General features: G+C 65.5%; 20 protein-coding genes. 11 read left to right on the top strand and 9 right to left on the bottom strand.

The window, feature by feature from the left end; genetic code table 11:
- Window positions 1-22: 22 nt before the first annotated feature.
- Window positions 23-1,228, top strand: a complete 1,206-nt coding sequence (locus tag AC0KS4_RS01935) for a cytochrome P450 (protein ID WP_225324040.1) — start codon at window positions 23-25, stop codon at window positions 1,226-1,228.
- Between the two features lie 10 nt (window positions 1,229-1,238).
- The gene (locus AC0KS4_RS01930) at window positions 1,239-1,439 is read left to right on the top strand and encodes a ferredoxin (RefSeq protein ID WP_007777398.1); all 201 of its coding nucleotides are present in this window, start codon (window positions 1,239-1,241) and stop codon (window positions 1,437-1,439) included.
- A gap of 3 nt (window positions 1,440-1,442) precedes the next feature.
- On the opposite strand, the gene AC0KS4_RS01925 is transcribed toward AC0KS4_RS01930, so the two are convergent.
- The 8 genes from AC0KS4_RS01925 to AC0KS4_RS01890 all read right to left on the bottom strand — a co-directional run bounded on the left by AC0KS4_RS01925 (window position 1,443) and on the right by AC0KS4_RS01890 (window position 8,440).
- The gene (locus AC0KS4_RS01925; RefSeq protein WP_225324041.1) at window positions 1,443-1,727 is read right to left on the bottom strand and encodes a DUF1330 domain-containing protein; all 285 of its coding nucleotides are present in this window, start codon (window positions 1,725-1,727) and stop codon (window positions 1,443-1,445) included.
- A 30-nt stretch (window positions 1,728-1,757) separates the two neighbouring features.
- The gene (locus tag AC0KS4_RS01920; protein ID WP_225324042.1) at window positions 1,758-1,946 is read right to left on the bottom strand and encodes a ferredoxin; all 189 of its coding nucleotides are present in this window, start codon (window positions 1,944-1,946) and stop codon (window positions 1,758-1,760) included.
- Window positions 1,943-3,217: a cytochrome P450 gene (locus tag AC0KS4_RS01915; protein ID WP_225327425.1), complete on the bottom strand. Its 1,275-nt coding sequence runs from the start codon at window positions 3,215-3,217 to the stop codon at window positions 1,943-1,945. The genes AC0KS4_RS01920 and AC0KS4_RS01915 overlap by 4 nt, the downstream gene beginning before the upstream one ends.
- 136 nt (window positions 3,218-3,353) lie before the next feature.
- The gene (locus tag AC0KS4_RS01910; RefSeq protein ID WP_225327426.1) at window positions 3,354-3,881 is read right to left on the bottom strand and encodes a hypothetical protein; all 528 of its coding nucleotides are present in this window, start codon (window positions 3,879-3,881) and stop codon (window positions 3,354-3,356) included.
- Window positions 3,878-4,492, bottom strand: coding sequence for a TetR/AcrR family transcriptional regulator (locus AC0KS4_RS01905; protein WP_225327427.1), 615 nt, complete (start codon window positions 4,490-4,492; stop codon window positions 3,878-3,880). Before AC0KS4_RS01905 ends, AC0KS4_RS01910 begins: the two co-directional genes overlap by 4 nt.
- Window positions 4,493-4,616: 124 nt before the next feature.
- The gene (locus AC0KS4_RS01900; RefSeq protein ID WP_238958349.1) at window positions 4,617-5,771 is read right to left on the bottom strand and encodes a thiolase family protein; all 1,155 of its coding nucleotides are present in this window, start codon (window positions 5,769-5,771) and stop codon (window positions 4,617-4,619) included.
- A gap of 107 nt (window positions 5,772-5,878) precedes the next feature.
- Entirely contained in the window at window positions 5,879-7,045 is a 1,167-nt protein-coding gene (locus tag AC0KS4_RS01895) for an acyl-CoA dehydrogenase family protein (protein WP_225327449.1), read from the bottom strand.
- A gap of 96 nt (window positions 7,046-7,141) precedes the next feature.
- A complete protein-coding gene (locus AC0KS4_RS01890; RefSeq protein WP_238958350.1) occupies window positions 7,142-8,440 on the bottom strand; it encodes an amidohydrolase family protein in 1,299 nt (432 codons plus the stop codon).
- Between the two features lie 398 nt (window positions 8,441-8,838).
- On the opposite strand from AC0KS4_RS01890, the gene AC0KS4_RS01885 reads away from it, so the two are divergent.
- The 8 genes from AC0KS4_RS01885 (at window position 8,839) to AC0KS4_RS01850 (ending at window position 14,917) form a co-directional block, all read left to right on the top strand.
- Entirely contained in the window at window positions 8,839-9,372 is a 534-nt protein-coding gene (locus AC0KS4_RS01885) for a carboxymuconolactone decarboxylase family protein (protein ID WP_238958351.1), read from the top strand.
- 14 nt (window positions 9,373-9,386) lie between these two features.
- Entirely contained in the window at window positions 9,387-10,664 is a 1,278-nt protein-coding gene (locus AC0KS4_RS01880; protein WP_225327431.1) for an aromatic ring-hydroxylating oxygenase subunit alpha, read from the top strand.
- Window positions 10,648-10,971, top strand: a complete 324-nt coding sequence (locus AC0KS4_RS01875) for a hypothetical protein (RefSeq protein ID WP_095576547.1) — start codon at window positions 10,648-10,650, stop codon at window positions 10,969-10,971. Before AC0KS4_RS01880 ends, AC0KS4_RS01875 begins: the two co-directional genes overlap by 17 nt.
- 3 nt (window positions 10,972-10,974) lie before the next feature.
- On the top strand, window positions 10,975-12,189 hold the full coding sequence (locus tag AC0KS4_RS01870; protein ID WP_225327432.1) for a metal-dependent hydrolase family protein: 1,215 nt from the start codon (window positions 10,975-10,977) through the stop codon (window positions 12,187-12,189).
- A complete protein-coding gene (locus AC0KS4_RS01865; protein ID WP_225327433.1) occupies window positions 12,173-12,616 on the top strand; it encodes a nuclear transport factor 2 family protein in 444 nt (147 codons plus the stop codon). The genes AC0KS4_RS01870 and AC0KS4_RS01865 overlap by 17 nt, the downstream gene beginning before the upstream one ends.
- Window positions 12,617-12,627: 11 nt before the next feature.
- Window positions 12,628-13,737, top strand: a complete 1,110-nt coding sequence (locus tag AC0KS4_RS01860) for an acyl-CoA dehydrogenase family protein (RefSeq protein WP_238958403.1) — start codon at window positions 12,628-12,630, stop codon at window positions 13,735-13,737.
- Between the two features lie 75 nt (window positions 13,738-13,812).
- Complete coding sequence (locus AC0KS4_RS01855) at window positions 13,813-14,568, top strand: acyl-CoA dehydrogenase family protein (RefSeq protein ID WP_225327451.1); 756 nt, start codon at window positions 13,813-13,815, stop codon at window positions 14,566-14,568.
- Between the two features lie 79 nt (window positions 14,569-14,647).
- On the top strand, window positions 14,648-14,917 hold the full coding sequence (locus tag AC0KS4_RS01850; RefSeq protein ID WP_225327434.1) for a DUF4190 domain-containing protein: 270 nt from the start codon (window positions 14,648-14,650) through the stop codon (window positions 14,915-14,917).
- Between the two features lie 8 nt (window positions 14,918-14,925).
- Here AC0KS4_RS01850 and AC0KS4_RS01845 read toward each other — a convergent pair whose 3' ends face one another.
- Window positions 14,926-16,101 carry an acyl-CoA dehydrogenase family protein gene (locus AC0KS4_RS01845; protein WP_238958352.1) on the bottom strand — a complete coding sequence of 392 codons (1,176 nt, stop codon included), beginning with the start codon at window positions 16,099-16,101 and terminating at the stop codon, window positions 14,926-14,928.
- A 243-nt stretch (window positions 16,102-16,344) separates the two neighbouring features.
- Here AC0KS4_RS01845 and AC0KS4_RS01840 point away from each other — a divergent pair, with 243 nt between their 5' ends.
- Window positions 16,345-16,995: a TetR/AcrR family transcriptional regulator gene (locus tag AC0KS4_RS01840; RefSeq protein ID WP_225327436.1), complete on the top strand. Its 651-nt coding sequence runs from the start codon at window positions 16,345-16,347 to the stop codon at window positions 16,993-16,995.
- Window positions 16,996-17,093: the final 98 nt, after the last annotated feature.

The raw sequence follows: 17,093 nt of genomic DNA, 5'->3' as shown, positions 1-17,093 counted from the left end.
CCTCGCCGCTGAGGAGGATTCAGTGACAAAACCGAAGGTTGTCTTCGATCCGTACTCCGAGGACTACTTCAACAACCCGTTCGACATCTATCGGCGGATGCGCGAAGACGCGCCCCTGTATTACGACGAAAAAGAGGACTTCTACGCGCTGACCCGCCATGAAGACGTGGCGGCCGCGTTCAAGGACTTCGAGACGTATTCCTCGGCGCGCGGCTGCGACCTGGCGATGGTGCGGCGGGGCATTGCCCCCGAGCAGAAGTCGATCATCTTCATGGATCCTCCGGAGCACCGCCACATGCGCAGCCTGCTCAACAAGGCGTTCACCCCCCGGGCGATCCAATCGCAGCGCGAGACGATCATCGAGGTGATCGACAAGTACCTGGGCGCGGTCGACCCCGACAACTTCGACGTCGTGCAGGACTTCTCCGGGCCGTTCCCGGTGGAGGTCATCACCCGGATGGCCGGTGTGCCCGAGGAATACCGCCAGCAGGTCCGGCACTGGATCGACACCAGCCTGCACCACGAGCCGGGCCAGATCGAGGTCAGCGAAGCGGGCGTGCAGGCCAACATCGACACGGCCATGTACTACTTCAGCCTGGTCCAGGAGCGGCGCCAGGAGCCGCAGGACGACATGATCAGCCGGCTGATCGCCGCCGAGATTCCCGGCGAAGACGGCCAGCTGCGCAAGCTCGACGACATCGAGATCTGCGGGTTCGCAACCCTTCTCGGCGGCGCGGGCGCGGAGACCGTCACCAAACTGATGGGCAACGCCGCGGTGATCTTCGCCAACCACCCCGACCAGTGGCAGAAGCTGCAGGAGGACCGGGACAAGATCCCCGGGGCGGTCGAAGAGCTACTGCGCTACGAGGGGCCGGTGCAATACAACGTCCGCTACACCCTCAAAGAGGCCCATGTCAGCGGTGGCGTCATTCCGGCGGGCAAACCGGTGTTCCTGTGCGGCGCCGCGGCCAACCGCGACCCGGAGGCCTTCACCGACGCCGACACGTTCGACATCGAGCGCGATCACACCGAGGCGCAGCACCTCGGGCTCGGGTACGGGATCCACAGCTGCCTGGGCGCCGCGCTGGCCCGCCTGGAAAGCCGCATCGCGCTGGAGCGGCTGCTCGACTTCATGCCGCGTTACGAGGTCAACTTGGCGGGATGTAAACGGGTGACCATGCAAAACGTGGCGGGCTGGAAGAACGTGCCCGTCAAGGTACTTCGCTGAGGGGGCCACAATGACGAAGAAGATCGAAGTCGATTGGGGACTCTGCGAAAGCAACGGTGTCTGCATGGGCATCAACCCGGACATCTTCGAGCTCGGCGACGACGACATGTTGACCGTCCACCAGGAAGAAGTCACACCGGAGAACGAGGCGGACGTGCGCGAGGCCGTCCGTCAGTGCCCTCGGCAGGCGATCTCCATCGTCGGAGAGTAGCGGTCAGAATCCGGAGAGGATGACCGCGTTGCAGTCGGCCGCCGCCTGGCGCAGTTTGGCCGCCTTTTGATAGCCCTCGGACTCGTACCAGGCGCGCGCGGCATCCACCGATTCGAATTCCAGGACGACGGTCTGGTCGCCGTGCCAGTCGCCTTCGATGACTTTGGGGGCGGTGTCCACCGCGAGAACCGTCGCACCGCTCATCGCCGATCCGGCTGCCTGGGCGTATGCCTTCATGCCCTCCGGGTCCTTGATCGCCTCGGTCAAGATGACATAACCTTTTGCCACGCCGAATCTCCTTGCCTGCCTCTGTATTAGTTACTTTTCGCTGATCGCCTGCTCGGGACAACACTGGATGGCCTCCCGGGCGTCAGCCTCCAATTCCGTTGGGACATCGGCATCTATCGCCACGGCGTAGCCATCGTCAGTCAGGCTGAACACGTCGGGACACAGCGTCAGACACATCCCGTGACCGCGACAGCGCTGATCGTCTACCCAGACCTTCATGCCAGCGTGAACTCCAGGTGCAGTTCGGTCAGACCGCGCAGGATGTACGTCGGAACATATTGGTAGCGGCGGTCATTCGCCGGACCGTGCTTGTCCTCGTTGATCCTGATGTCGGTCGTGCGGTCGAGCAGCCGCTCGAGCGCCACCCGGGTTTCGGCCCGCGCCAGCGGCGCGCCCGGGCAACTGTGAATTCCGCGGCCAAAGGAGATGTGCTGTCGGGCGTTCTTGCGCGCCGGGTCGAACGTGGCGGGGTCCTCGAAGCGACGCGGGTCGCGGTTGGCGGCCGCCTGCACGATCATCACGGTGCTGCCCGCCGGCAGGTCGACCCCACCGACGGTGGCCGGCACCCGGTTCATCCGGAAGTCGCCCTTGACCGGGCTCTCGTGGCGCAGCGACTCCTCGATGAAATTGGGCAGCAGGCTGCGGTCCTTGCGCAACTGCGCCTGGACGTCGGGCCGCTCCCCCAACGTCTGCAGCGCGGCACCGAGCAACCGCACGGTGGTCTCCTGGCCGGCCGAGAAGACGTTGGCCGCCACGCGCGCCACGTCCTCGACCTCCGGGATCGAGCCGTCGGGGAAGGTGGCGGTCGCCAGGCCGGTCAGCACGTCGTCGCGGGGCTCGCGGCGACGGTCCCGCACGTAGTCGGAGAAGAGGCCGTAGAGGAATTCCAGCGGGCTGTGCGCCAGCGATTCCTTGCCGGTGCCGCCCACGCCGCCACCCGAGTGCTCGCGGATGCCCTTGATGAATTTGTCGCGATCTTCCATGGGGACGCCCAGCAGATCGGCGATCACCAGCAGCGTGAAGGGCCCGGCGAAGCCCTTGATCCATTCGCCGTGGCCGGGCGCCAGGAACTCGTCGAGCGCCTGGTCGGCGAGCGCCCACATCGCGTCCTCGTTCTCCTTGAGGCGCTTCGGGGTGATCAGCCGCATCAGCAGGGAGCGGTGGTTGGTGTGGGTCGGCGGGTCGAGCGTGGGCAGCTGGTCGCTGAAGGGCAGCTCGTCGCGATGCCGCTCGATCAGCTCGGTGACGTCGTCACCCTCGAGCGGCACCGGAAAGCCGGGGAAAGGCCCGGTCACCGAGATGCACGACGACCACGTCTCGGCGTCGTTGAGCACCGCGCAGGCCTCGTCCCAGCCGGTGATCATGGTGACGTCGTGATGGCTCTCCCGCGTGACGGGGCACCGCTGACGCAGCGCCTCGTAGTAGGGGTACGGGTCTTCGATGAGCTCGCTGCCGCGGAAGAAATCCAACTCGGAGAATTCCCTCGTCATCCCCTGCTCCTTGAATCTCGGCGAGTGAGAACGTGCCTCTCGCAGATGAGTATTACATTTCCATAGGGGCACGGTGATCGTCAACGCGGGTCCGGCCCGGCACGGCCAAACGAGCGCTCTGCCCCGTGACAGCCGGTCAGCTGGCGGGCACCAGATCGGCGGCGACCGACGGCCACGCCAACAGCCCGCTACGGAAGGTCTCGACGTGACCCACCGGAATCGGCGGCGCCCCTCCGATATTCGAGGCGGCCGCCAGGGCCTTGGCCTTGAACGTCTGCGCGGCCGTGCTCAGCTGGTGTTGCACCAGGCCGACGCTGTCGTCGAGTTCGGACGGCCAGTTCTCGCCCCACAGCGTGACCTCGGTGACGCCGTGATCGAGGGCCTGCAGGACGCCCTGGCGCACCCGCGGATCACAGCCGAACAGGTCGGCCGCGGCCGCCAGGGCCTGCGGGCGGGGGCGCGAATGCGCCGATGCCAGCGCGTCCTCGAGGTCGAGCACCCGGGCCCCGACGATCTGCAGGGGCCGGGCGTCGGGCTGGTCCGCCAGATCCATCAAAAGCACGGTGACGTCCCATCCCGCCATCGACCGGTCGAAGAGCCAGCCGCCGGCGAATCTCACCACGTCGATGACGGTGGCGGCGACGACGTCGAGCCGGTATCTCATGTCGTCGCGGTTTTCTTCGGCGGCGCGAAGTCCCGCGCCAGCGTCTCGGCGTACTGCTTGAACACCTCGGGTAGCGGTATCGAAGGATCGAGCAACCATGTGGTTTCCATTCCGTGGACAAAGGCGAGGATTTCTATCGCCTTGAGGGCGGGGTCGATGTCTTCGCGGTACCGGCCCTCGGCCTGACCGCGACGGATGAGGTCGATGACGATGTCGGTCGCGGCCCGGTGGCGGGCCAGCATGCGGTCATGCAACGGCGCCTCGGGAAGGATGCTCTCCACCAGCAAGACCGTGAACGTGCCCACCATGTCCGGTGCCCGACTGAAGCGGTCGGCGACCCGGGTGATCTCGACGAGGAGATCGCCGGCGCGGTCGGCATGGGAATCGTCGTCGAGGTCACGCGCGTCCAAGACGGCGTGCAGCAGCTGCTCCTTCGATTCGAAGTGATGCAGCAGCCCCGCCGGGGTGACCCCGGCTTCACCGGCGATCTGGGCGAGCGTCGTGTTACGCCAGCCGTTGCGAGTGAGGAGGCGTTGGGCGACGTCGAGGATCCGCTGCTTGCGGTCCTCACCCTTGGCGAGGAGCGTGTCGTAACGCCGGGCGACGGCCAAATGGACTCCTGAAGCAATGGGGCACGATCGGCGGGCTCAACCAACCTAGTGAACACACAGTAAGTTAGTTTGGCCGCTGTGACAAGGGTCACCGCGGGAGTGGTTCTCGCGAGAGTGGGTGTGGCTAGCTGACGAGCTCGACCAGCGTCGCGTTGGCGGTGCCCCCGCCCTCGCACATGGTCTGCAGCCCGTAACGAATCCCGTTGTCGCGCATGTGATACGCCATGCGGGTCATGAGCACCGCGCCCGAAGCACCCAGCGGGTGTCCCAGCGCGATGGCACCGCCCAGCGGATTCATCCGGGCGGGGTCCGCGCCGGTCTCCGCCAGCCACGCCAACGGCACCGGGGCGAAGGCCTCGTTGACCTCGAACACGCCCACCTCGGACAGCGCGACGCCGGCCTTGCTCAGCACCTTCTCGGTCGCCGGGATGGGCCCGGTGAGCATGAGCACCGGATCCGCCCCGGTCACCGCGCCCGCCAGGTAACGCACGATCGGGGTCAGGCCCAGCTCGACCGCCATCTCGGCGGTGGTCACCAACAACGCGGCCGCGCCGTCGGAGATCTGCGAGGAATTGCCGGCATGGATCACGCCGTCCTCGGCGAAGGCCGGCTTGAGCGCGGCCAGCTTCTCCACGCTGCTTCCGCGCCGCACGCCCTCGTCGGCGGCCACGACGTTGTTCTCGGCCCCGTCGACGAATACCGGCACGATCTGGTCGGTGAACGCGCCGCCGTCCTGGGCCGCGGCCGCACGCTCGTGGGACTCGACGCTGTATTCGTCGAGCCGGGTGCGGGAGAAGCCCCACTTCTTGGCGATCATCTCCGCCGACAGGCCCTGATTGAAAGAGAAATCGTCATAGCGGGCAAGCACTTTCGGGCCATAGGGCATGCCGGAGGCGCGCGCCGAACCGAGTGGGACTCGGCTCATGACCTCGACGCCGCCGGCCACGACGACGTCCTGCTGACCCGACATCACCGCCTGCACGGCGAAGTCCAGCGCCTGCTGGCTGGAACCGCAGGCGCGGTTGACGGTGGTCCCGGGAATGCTTTCCGGCCAGCCGGCGGCCAACACCGCATAGCGGCCGATGTTGCTGGACTGGTCGCCCACCTGGGAGACACAGCCCCACACCACGTCGTCGACGATCTCGGGGCCGATGCCGGTGCGTTCCACGAGTTCGTTGAGGACGACCGCGGACAGGTCGGCGGCGTGCATGCTGGAAAGTGCGCCGTTGCGCTTGCCGACCGCGGTGCGGACGGCCTCGACGATGACTGTTTCACGCATATCTCTACTCCGATCGCTGCGCCCAACTATCCCATGATCGCCGAGCGTGTACTGAGGGCGAAAAACTCGCCAAAAATTCGCCGTGGCTGCACGTTCGCCGTCAGTGCTTAGTAGCTCCTCGGCAGCTTCAGGACGTTGGCGCCCAGGAAGTTCAAGATCATCTCCTGGCTCACGGGCGCGATCTTCATCAGCCGGGCCTCACGGAAGTAGCGCGTGATGTGGTATTCCTCGGCGTAACCCATGCCGCCGTGGGTTTGCAACGCCCGGTCCGCGGCGGTGAAGCCCGCGTCGGCGCACAGGTATTTGGCCGTATTGGCCTCGCGCCCACAGGATTTGCCGTTGTCATACAACCAGGTGGCCTTGCGCAGCATCAGCTCGGCCGCATCGAGCCGGGCCAGGGAATCGGCGAGCGGAAACTGCAGGCCCTGGTTCATCCCGATGGGCCGGCCGAAGACCTCACGCTCGTTGCCGTACTTCACCGCCTTCTCCAGCGCCACCCGGCCGATACCGAGGGCTTCGGCCGCGATCAGCATCCGCTCCGGGTTCAGACCGTCGAGGATGTACTGAAATCCCTTGCCCTCCTCGCCGACTCGGTCGGAGACCGGCACCTCGAGATTGTCGATGAACAGTTCGTTGGAGCTGACGGCGTTGCGGCCCATCTTGCGGATCGGGCGGATGTCGATTCGGCTACGGTCGAGGTCCGTGAGGAACAGCGTCATCCCGTCGGTCTTCTTGGTGACCTCGTCATAGCTTTGGGTTCGGGTCAGCAACAGGATCTTGTCGGACTCCATCGCCTTGGAGATCCACACCTTGCGACCGTTGACGATGTAGCGATCGCCGTCACGCTTGGCAAACGTGGTGATGCGGGAAGTGTCAAGCCCCGCACCGGGTTCGGTCACACCGAAGCAGACGTGCACCTCGCCGGTCGCGACCGCGGGCAACGTTCGGGCCTTGAGCTCATCGGAGCCGTGCACCACCACCGGCTGCATGCCGAAGATGGACAGGTGGATCGAGCTGGCGGCGTTCATCGCACCGCCGGATTTGGCGACCTCCTCGAGTAGGATTGTCGCTTCGGTGATTCCGAGGCCATGGCCGCCGTATTCGGTGGGGATGGTCATTCCCAACCAGCCGCCGTCGGCGATGGCGCGGTAGAACTCGGTCGGAAATTCGTGCGCCTGGTCTTTTTCCATCCAGTACTGGTCGTCGAACTTGCGCGCCAATTCCGCGACCGACCGACGGATCAGTTCCTGGTCATCGGTCAGCTCAAAGTTCATTCCAGCCACTGGTGGCACTCCTCGTCCTCAGCGCGAGAAGACGCAGAATCGCACGAATTCCTCCCGAACAGTGCGATTCTGCGTCTGCTCGCCAGATCAGTCCTTATTGCCGGAAAGGGCCTTGGCGTTGGCCGCGAAATCCGCGAAGGACGAGCCGCCTCGGCTGTCCTTGTCGTGGCCCTGGGCCTTGATGGACACATCGTGCCCCTCGGCGGCTTTGCGCAGCGCACCGACGGTCGCCTGTTCGCGCGAAATGTGCGTGAAGGGGTCGAACGAGTACCAGCGCATAGCGTTCTCGTAGGTCATCTTGTTGATCTCGTCGTCGGGAACGCTATTGAGGGACAAGACATCCCAGAGCTCTTCCGGCGCACCCGGCCACATCGAGTCGCTGTGCGGGTAGTCGGCTTCCCAACAGATGTTGTCGATGCCGATCATGTTGCGCAGCGCCACGCCAACCTTGTCGCTGATGAAGCAGGTCAGGAAGTGGTCGCGGAAAACCTCGCTGGGCAGCTTGCCCTTGAAGTCCTGGTGCGTCCAGGCGGAGTGCATTTCGAAGGTCCGGTCCGCGCGCTCCAGGAAGTAGGGAATCCAGCCGGTTCCCCCCTCGGACAGCGCGATCTTCAGGTCCGGGTACTCCTTGATCGGCTTGGACCACAACAGGTCCGCGGCGGCCTGCACGATGTTCATCGGCTGCAGCGTGATCATCACGTCCATCGGCGCATCGGGCGCGGTGATGGCCAGACGGCCGGACGATCCGATGTGCACGTTCATCACGGTGTCGGTGTCGCACAACGCCTTCCACAGCGGAGCCCAATAGTCGTCGTGGAAACTCGGGTAGCCCATCGCGGCCGGGTTCTCGGTGAATGTCAGCGCATGCACGCCCTTCTTGGACACCCGGCGCACCTCGGCGGCGCACGCCTCGGCGTCCCAGATCACCGGTATCGCCATGGGGATGAACCGCGCCGGATAGGCGCCGCACCATTCTTCGATGTGCCAGTCGTTGTAGGCCTGCACCAGCGCGATCGAGAAGTCATTGTCGTCGGTGGCGAACAGGCGCCCCGCAAAGCCGGGGAACGACGGGAAGCAGATCGAGGCCAGGATGCCGCCGGCGTTCATGTCCTTGACACGCTCGTCCACGTTGTAACAACCCGGCCGGATCTCGTCGAGCCCCGTCGGCTCGATGCCGTACTCCTCTTTGGGCCGACCGGCCACAGCGTTGAGCGCCACGTTGGGGATGACGGTGTCGCGGAACTTCCACATGTCCGAACCGTCGGCGTTGTGCACCAGGCGGGGCGCATCGTCCTGATACTTCTTCGACAGATGGTTCTTGAACATGTCGGGCGGCTCGACGGTGTGGTCATCGACGCTGATCAGAATCATGTCTTCTTTGTTCATGGCCGTCCCTTTCGTCGGTTCCACCGAATCGATCACAGCCTCGGCGAAACGCTGTCCCGTGCCAAGATCACTAAAGTGAAAACTATCTTCTCGCCTGGCGAGAATCAACATCCATCGGTTGCTGAGCCGGCCCGCACCCGCCTGACCAGCGACCGAAGGAAACGGCGAATTTCGCGCCACCGAGCCGCGATGCCGTGACGTAATACCTGGCGCGACGCACCGGCGCGATGGCCCGACCCCCTTATTCAGGAAAGCAGCCGTCCCGACCGACCGGCGGACTGCGCGGTGACCGGACTTGCGCCGGGGCGACACGCCGGCATTGACCGGGCACACGTTTCGTGCCAGTCTGTTAGTTGCAAATGAGAATCTAATTCTCTTTCACCGAGAGGACACTGCTAATGCGCTTGCGGCCGCTCCCCGCCGATCAGTGGGACGAGGCTACCCAGCAGGCCCTCTCGGCCATGCGTGAAGCGGACACCAACAACGCGCTGTCCACCCTGGCTCACCACCCGGCGCTGGCCAAGGCGTTCCTTCGATTCAACGCCCACCTACTGGTGTCGTCCACGCTGCCGCCGCGCATCCGCGAACTGGCCATCCTGCGGGTGGCCCACCGCCGGCAGTCGGCCTACGAGTGGTCCCACCACGTCAGGATGGCCAAGGAAGAAGGGATCACCGAGGATCAGATCGCGGCTTTGCAGCGCGGAGAGGCCCTCGACGAGTTCGACCAGGTCGTCGTCACCGGGGTCGACGAGCTCGACGAGAAGTCGGAGCTGTCGGACGACACGTGGGCGGCGCTGGGCGAGCGTCTCAACGACCAGCAACGCATGGATTTCGTCTTCACGGTCGGCTGCTACGCCCTGCTGGCCATGGCCTTCAACACGTTTGGCATCCAGCCCGAGCACGCCGCCCCAGCCGCTACCAACGTCGAATAAGAGGAGTAAGAACGTTGCCGCACTTCCCCAAGCCAGCCGCCGGCAGCTGGACAGAAAACTATCCCGAACTGGGCACCGAGCCGGTTGACTACACCGACTCGATCGATCCCGCGTTCTTCGAAGCCGAGCGCGACGCGGTCTTCCGGCGGATGTGGCTGAACGTCGGCAGGGTCAACCGGCTCCCCCGCACCGGCAGCTACTTCACCAGGGAACTGCCGGCGGCCGGCAAGGGCACGTCGGTGATCATCGTCAAGACCAAGGACGGGTCGGTCAAGGCGTATCACAACGTCTGCCGCCACCGCGGAAACAAGCTGGTGTGGAACGACTTTCCCAACGAGGAGACCTCCGGCACCTGCCGGCAGTTCACCTGCAAGTACCACGCCTGGCGCTACAACCTCGACGGTGACCTGACCTTCATCCAACAGGAAGAAGAGTTCTTCAACGTCGACAAGGGCGACTACGGGCTGGCGCCGGTGCGCTGCGAGGTGTGGGAAGGCTTCATCTTCATCAACTTCGACGACAACGCGGCGCCGCTCACCGATTACCTTGGGCCGCTGGCCAAGAGCATCGAGGGGTACCCCTTCGGCGAGATGACGGAGGCCTACTCCTACCGGGCCGAGGTCGGCAGCAACTGGAAGCTGTTCATCGACGCGTTCGTCGAGTTCTACCACGCGCCGATCCTGCACCAGGGGCAGTACACCAAGGAAGAAGCCGCCAAGATCCAGAAGTTCGGCTACGAGGCGCTGCACTACGAGCTGGCCGGTCCGCACAGCCTGCAGTCGACCTGGGGTGGTCAGGCGCCGCCCCCGGACATGTCCATGGTCAAGCCGATGGACCAGGTGTTGCGCAGCGGGTTGTTCGGCCCGTGGGACAAGCCGGAGATCATCGAAAAGCTTGACCTGCCTTCGGGTGTCAACGTCAAGCGGGTGCCGCAGTGGGGCATCGACTCGTGGCTGTTCTACCCGAACTTCATGCTGCTGATCTGGGAGCCCGGCTGGTACCTGACCTACCACTACTGGCCGACCGCGGTGGACAAGCACATCTTCGAGTCCACGCTGTATTTCGTCCCGCCCCGCAATGCGCGGGAACGCCTGGCCCAGGAGTTGGCCGCGGTGACGTTCAAGGAGTATGCGTTGCAGGACGCCAACACGTTGGAAGCGACGCAGACCATGATCGGGACCCGGGCGGTCAAGGAGTTCCTGCTGTGTGACCAGGAAGTCCTGATCCGCCATCTGCACCACACGACCGCCAACTACGTCAAGGAGTACCAGCGCAATGGCGCTACCGTCTGAATTCGCCGCCCTCGAGCCCTATTTGGATTGGGACCTGGCCACCGAGCCCGAGCGCTACGCCAAGCGGCTCGCCTCGACGATGCCTCAGATGCAGGAGTTCTACGACGCCGCGTTCCCGTTGCTCAACGACGTGATCGCCTACTGCGACAAATTTCCGCTGAACGACCTGCCGGATGACGCAAAGACCCTGATGCACATCATGCAATCATTGGTCATGGTGTCGTTCCCGATCGAGGCATGGAAGCAGCCGCGCGTCCCCGACAGCGGCGCGGCGTGGGTGGAAGTGCTTCGGGAGCCGGTGATCTGACACGTGCTTACGCTCAAGGCGGCCGGGCTGCTCGACGTCGACGCCGGTGAGATCGTTCGGCCCGGCATTGTGCGGATCGAGGGTGACCGGATCGTCGGTGTCGGGGGCGAGCCGGAAGGCGAGCTCATCGATCTCGGCGATCAGATCCTGCTGCCCGGGTTGATGGACATGGAGGTCAACCTGCTCATGGGTGGTCGCGGGGAGAAACCCGGCCTGTCCCAGGTGCAGGACGACCCGCCGACGCGCATGTTGCGGGCGGTCGGCAACGCGCGCCGCACGCTGCGCGCCGGGTTCACCACGGTGCGCAACCTCGGTCTGTTCGTCAAAACCGGCGGATACCTGCTGGATGTCGCGCTGGGCAAGGCGATCGATGCGGGCTGGATCGACGGTCCACGGGTGGTGCCGGCGGGGCACGCGATCACACCGACCGGCGGGCATCTGGACCCGACGATGTTCGCCGCATTCTCGCCACACGTGTTGGAGCTGACCATCGAGGAAGGCATCGCGAACGGAATCGACGAGATCCGCAAAGCGGTGCGTTATCAGATCAAGCACGGCGCCGAGCTGATCAAGGTCTGCTGTTCGGGTGGGGTGATGTCGTTGACGGGTCCCCCTGGCGCACAGCACTATTCGGACGAAGAGCTGTGCGCGATCGTCGACGAGGCGCACCGGCGCGGGATGCGCGTCGCCGCGCACACCCACGGCGCCGATGCGGTCAAGCATGCCGTCGCCGCCGGGATCGACTGCATCGAGCACGGCTTCTTGATCGACGACGAGGCGATCGCCAGCATGGTCGAACACGGCACCTTCCTGGTGAGCACGCGGCGGCTGGCCGAAGGAATGGACGTCTCGCACGCGCCGCCCGAACTACAGGCCAAGGCCGCCGAGATGTTCCCGAAGTCGCGCACGTCGATCTTGGCCGCGCACAAGGCCGGTGTGAAAATCGCCGTCGGGACCGACGCCCCGGCGATCCCGCACGGAAAAAACGCCGACGAACTCGTCACGCTGGTGGAGTGGGGTTTGCCGCCCTTGGCGGTGCTGCGCGCGGCCACCACCACCGCGGCCGATCTCATCAACTCGAGCGACCGCGGCCGGCTGGCGCAAGGCCAGCTCGCCGATATCATCGCCGTGCCGGGAAACCCGTTGGAAGACATCACTGTTACCCAGCGCGTCAGCTTCGTCATGAAAGGCGGCAAGGTCTATGCCAACGAGAACTGACGACCTTGTCGAGATCCAGCAGCTGCTCGGCCGCTACGCGGTGACCATCACCCAGCAAGACATCGACGGTCTCGTCGCCGTCTTCACTCCGGACGGGACCTACAGCGCGTTCGGCGAAACCTACAGCCTGAACCGGTTCCCGGAACTGGTGGCCGCGGCCCCAAAGGGCTTGTTTCTCACCGGGACCGCGGTGGTCGACCTTGACGGTGACGCGGCCAGCGGAACCCAACCGCTGTGCTTCATCGACCACTCCAGTCACGACATGCGGATCGGTTACTATCGCGACACCTATGTGCGAACCGCCGACGGGTGGCGCCTCAAGACCCGCGCGATGACCTTTATCCGCCGCAGCGGTGTGCACGATTCCGGGCGCCCCCACGCCATCGGGCGCCCCGCCGGTGACTCGGCGACCCAGGCAACGACCTAAGGAGCCAACCAATCGACAGTGCGGTCAATGTCGAGCAGTTCCGAGCAGACCTGCGCGCGTGGCTCGACGACAACGATCTGACACCCGGGCCGGACCATTCGCTGCAGGGCCACATGCAGCAGTTCGCCCGGGTCAGTCGCGCGCTCTACGACGCCGATTGGATGCGGTACGGCTGGCCGGAAGAAGTCGGCGGGTTGGGCGGTCCGGCGCTGCTGCGCGCGGTCGTCGGCGAGGAGGTGGTGGGCCGTCGGCTGGCCGAACCCGGCCCGTACTCGATGCTCGAGGTGCTCGCACCCACCATGATCGATTACGCGCCCCCGGAGCTCGCCGCGGAAATGGTGCCGCGGCTGCTGAGCGGCGAAGAGCAATGGTGCCAGGGCTTTTCCGAGCCAGGATCCGGCAGTGACCTCGCGTCGCTGACCACCCGCGCGACCCCCCAAGGCGACAACTGGATCGTCAACGGGCAAAAGGTGTGGACCAGCTTCGCGCAGTTCTCGACGCGGTGCGTCCTGCTCACCCGCACCGCGCCCGGCCACGAGGGAATCACCGCCTTCTTCGTCGACCTCGACACCCCCGGCATCACCGTCCGGCCACTGCGCACCATGCACGGCGTCGACGAATTCTGCGAGGTGTACTACGACGACGTCGTGATTCCGGCGAGCAGGATGCTCGGCCGCCCCGGAGACGGCTGGCGGCTCGCCATGGACCTGCTGCCCTTTGAGCGTTCCTCCTGCTTCTGGCAGCGAATCGCCTACCTCTACTCCCGCTTCGACGACCTCATCGCCGAAGCGTCCGAGATCGGTTCCCCCGACGAATCCGCGCTGGGCGGAGCCTATCTGGCGCTGCACACCCTGCGCTGCCGGTCGCGCGCCACCCAGCACCGGATGCGCGACGGGGCCCGCTTGGGCCCCGAGACCTCCATCGACAAGGTGCTCCTGGCCGCCGCCGAGCAGCGGCTCTACGACACCGTCCGCGACCTGCTGCCGGCGAGGCTCGAACTCGAAGACACACCGTGGCGTTCGGAGTACCTGTACTCACGCGCGGCGACGATCTATGGCGGCACCGCCGAGATTCAGCGCAACATCATCGCCCGCCGACTGCTCGACCTCGGGAAGGAGTGAAGCGTGACGCCTTCGCCGGACACCGAGTCAGATCCCGAATCGCTGCGCCTGCTGGTTGACTCGCTGCGGACGACGATGGGCGCCGCCTCGGGAGCCAAGCTCGACGCGGCGCTGACCGACCTCGGTTGGCGCGACATGCTCGACGAAATGCCCGACATCGCAATACCGTTGGTGTTCACGCTGCTCGGCGAGACCGGTGCGCACGCGCCCGTGCTCAACGACGTGGTGCTGTGCGCGGCCGGTGAAGCGCCCGGAGGCGCCCTGCCGTTGCCGTTCGCCGGCGGAACGTGGGTGCTGTGGGAGCGTCGCGACGGGTCCGAGTCGGCAATCGATGAGTTGCTCCCGATACGCCCTGTGCCGCAAGGCGATCCATTGCCGTCGGCCGCGCTACAGGCGGGATGGCGGGCCCTGGGCTGGTGGCTGGTCGGCACCAGCCGCGCCATGCTCTCGCTGGCCCGTCAGCATGCCCTGGACCGCGTTCAGTTCGGTCGGCACATCAGCTCGTTCCAGGCGATCCGCCACCGCCTGGCCGAGACATTGGTGGCCATCGAGGGCGCCGAGGCGACGCTGCGGGCCGCGACCGAGTGCGACGACGAGGGGCTGGCCTCCTTGCTGGCCAAGGCCGCGGCCGGCCAGGCGGCGCTGACCGCCGCGCGCCACTGCCAGCAGGTGCTCGCCGGCATCGGATTCACCGCCGAACACCCGCTGCACCACCACATCAAGCGCTCGCTCATCCTCGACGGACTGCTGGGTAGCGCCCGAGAACTCACGCGCGAAGCCGGAAGCGCGCTGGTGGCAACGGGATCCGCGCCACGGCTTGCCCAGCTGTAACGGAGCTGTTTTCGCGCCATGAGCGGACCCCTGGGGGCGTCGACGTAGACTCGTCCCGACACCTAAAGGATGGGACCCAATGAGTCACCCCGACACACCGCGAAACGAGGTCGGCGTCGCCTCGCTGCTGCTCGGCCTGGTCGGGCTCATCACGTGCTGGATGATGCTGGGGGTGCCATTCGGCATCGCGGCGGTGGTGACGGGCGACATCGCCCGGCGGCGCGTCGCCCGCGGGGAGGCGAACAATCCTCGAATCGCGTTGGCCGGGATGGTTTTAGGCGTGATCGCGATACTGGTGGGCCTCGTCGCAATCGGCTACTACGCCAGGCTGGACGTCGCCAAGCACTGACGCGCGGATCAATTCCGCGGCAGCCCGAGTACGCGCTCGGCGATGATGTTGCGCTGTATTTCCGAGGTTCCGCCGGCGATGGTCGCGGCGAAGGTGCGCGTGTACCGGTCGAACCAGGCGCCGTAGTGGCTGTCCAGGTTGAGCGGGGCGAACGGGGCGGTGACCCCGCGCAACACCAGTCCGTCGCCGCCCTTGGCGGCCAGCGCGTCCTCGCAGGCGCGTTGCATCGCCTCCGAGCCGAGCAGCTTGAGCACCGACTGGGCGGGCACGTCTTCTTCCCCGCGCGCGGCTTTGGCCAGCGTCGCCGACCCGAGTAGTCGCATCGCGTAGAAATCCATCACCAGCGTCGCGTAGCGATCCCGCTGGACGGGCCCCGCGGGGCTGGTTTCGACGGTCAGCGCGTGCAACATGTCGGCGTAATCCAGCCACAGCATTGCGCGTTCGTGACCGAGCGAACCGGTCGCGACGCGCCAGCCCGCGTTGAGTTCGCCCACCAGGTTCTCGGCCGGCACCCGCGCGTCGGTGAAGAAGACCTCGTTGAAGTCGACGTCTTCGATGTCGCCCATCGAGGCGAACGGGCGGCGGACCACACCGGGGGTGTCGGTCGGAATCAGTAAAGCGCTGATGCCCTTGTGTTTTGGGGCGTCCGGATCGGTGCGCACGAACGTCAACAGCACATCGGCGTGATGGGCGCCCGATGTCCACACCTTTTGTCCGTTGACCACGAAGTGGTCACCATCAAGCACCGCGCGGGTTTTCAGCGACGCGAGGTCCGATCCCGCGCCCGGTTCGCTCATACCCAGCGACGCGGTGATCTCCGCCCGCAGGATCGGTACCGCCCACCGCTGCTTCTGTTCGGGGGTGCCGAACGTCAACAACGACGCCGCGATGATGCCCACGCCCTGCGGGTTGAAACTTTGATAGATCCGCCGTCGTGACAACTCTTCTTGGTACACGTATTGCTGCAGCAGCGTCGCGTTGCGCCCGCCGAACTCCGGCGGATTGCCTGGCAGGAGCCACCCGCTGTCGAACAGCAGGCGTTGCCACCGGCGGGCCCACGCGGGGATGTCCGAACTCGACTGCGGCCGGTCGAGCGCCTCAGCCTCGGACGGCAGATGCTCATCGAGGAAAGCGACGAATTCGGCGCGGAACGCCTCCACGTCGGCGTCAAACGTCAGCTGCACGGCACTTCCCGAAATGGTCCTGAGCGCACTTACTCCGTCGGTAGATCACGCTTTCCGCCAACGGCGCGGTTCGCTCTTGCGATTACGCTTCCCTAGACACGTGTAAGAGAATACTATTCTCGTGGTAAGAAAGTTACAATCTCCGACACGTGATCCGTGAGGGGGTCGAGCGCAGCGATGTCACGGCGTTCTCCGGTAGAGTCCAACCATGTTCTCCCAGCGCGGCAATCACCTGAGTCGGCCGTGACCAATCCCAGCGAAGAGCCGGCCTGGAAGCAGCGCGCCGTCGAGCGGTCCATCAAGACGGCGAAATTGCGTGCGGCGCAACGGGTTCAGCGCTTCCTCGACGCCGCCCAAGCCATCATCATCGAAAAGGGCAGCACCGACTTTACCGTCCAGGAGGTCGTGGACCGCTCCCGCCAGTCACTGCGCAGCTTCTACCTGCAATTCGACGGCAAGCACGAGCTGTTGCTGGCGCTGTTCGAAGATGCGCTGAGCCGCTCCGCCGACCAGATCCGCGCCGCCACGGAAAGCCACAGCGATCCGCTGGAGCGGCTGCAGGTCGCCGTACAACTGTTGTACGAAGCCTCGCGCCCGGATCCGACCGCCAAGCGCCCGCTGTTCACCGACTTTGCTCCTCGATTGCTGGTGACACATCCGGCCGAGGTCAAGGTCGCGCACGCTCCGTTGCTAGCGTTGCTGACGGAACTGATGGACGCGGCCCACGATGCCGGGAAGTTGCGCACCACCATCAACCCCAAGCGCGTGGCCGCCATGACCATGCAGACGGTGATGTTCATCGCGCAGTCCAGCGGCGGCCCCGACGACGCGACGACCCACCCCATCACCGCAGAAGAGGTATGGGACTTCTGCTCACGCGGCTTCGTCGCGTAACACCGCCCCACGGGCCGTAATCTTCCTCACTCCGGAGCTGAGCAAATAGCGCACGCCGTTTGCCGGTGAGAATGAGATTCTCTAATATCTAGAACCAC

The organism is Mycobacterium sp. NTMscope_MAC_12 (assembly GCF_976985675.1).
This window is presented reverse-complemented; position numbering and strand designations above follow the sequence as displayed.

Bases quoted from the DNA above. Each gene is read 5' to 3' on its own strand.
- AC0KS4_RS01900 (WP_238958349.1), bottom strand. From the start codon at position 5,771: ATGCGTGAAACAGTCATCGTCGAGGCCGTCCGCACCGCGGTCGGCAAG.
- AC0KS4_RS01890 (WP_238958350.1), bottom strand. From the start codon at position 8,440: ATGAACAAAGAAGACATGATTCTGATCAGCGTCGATGACCACACCGTC.
- AC0KS4_RS01915 (WP_225327425.1), bottom strand. From the start codon at position 3,217: ATGACGAGGGAATTCTCCGAGTTGGATTTCTTCCGCGGCAGCGAGCTC.
- AC0KS4_RS01885 (WP_238958351.1), top strand. From the start codon at position 8,839: ATGCGCTTGCGGCCGCTCCCCGCCGATCAGTGGGACGAGGCTACCCAG.
- AC0KS4_RS01895 (WP_225327449.1), bottom strand. From the start codon at position 7,045: ATGAACTTTGAGCTGACCGATGACCAGGAACTGATCCGTCGGTCGGTC.
- AC0KS4_RS01855 (WP_225327451.1), top strand. From the start codon at position 13,813: ATGGGCGCCGCCTCGGGAGCCAAGCTCGACGCGGCGCTGACCGACCTC.
- AC0KS4_RS01875 (WP_095576547.1), top strand. From the start codon at position 10,648: ATGGCGCTACCGTCTGAATTCGCCGCCCTCGAGCCCTATTTGGATTGG.
- AC0KS4_RS01930 (WP_007777398.1), top strand. From the start codon at position 1,239: ATGACGAAGAAGATCGAAGTCGATTGGGGACTCTGCGAAAGCAACGGT.
- AC0KS4_RS01865 (WP_225327433.1), top strand. From the start codon at position 12,173: ATGCCAACGAGAACTGACGACCTTGTCGAGATCCAGCAGCTGCTCGGC.
- AC0KS4_RS01920 (WP_225324042.1), bottom strand. From the start codon at position 1,946: ATGAAGGTCTGGGTAGACGATCAGCGCTGTCGCGGTCACGGGATGTGT.
- AC0KS4_RS01910 (WP_225327426.1), bottom strand. From the start codon at position 3,881: ATGAGATACCGGCTCGACGTCGTCGCCGCCACCGTCATCGACGTGGTG.
- AC0KS4_RS01850 (WP_225327434.1), top strand. From the start codon at position 14,648: ATGAGTCACCCCGACACACCGCGAAACGAGGTCGGCGTCGCCTCGCTG.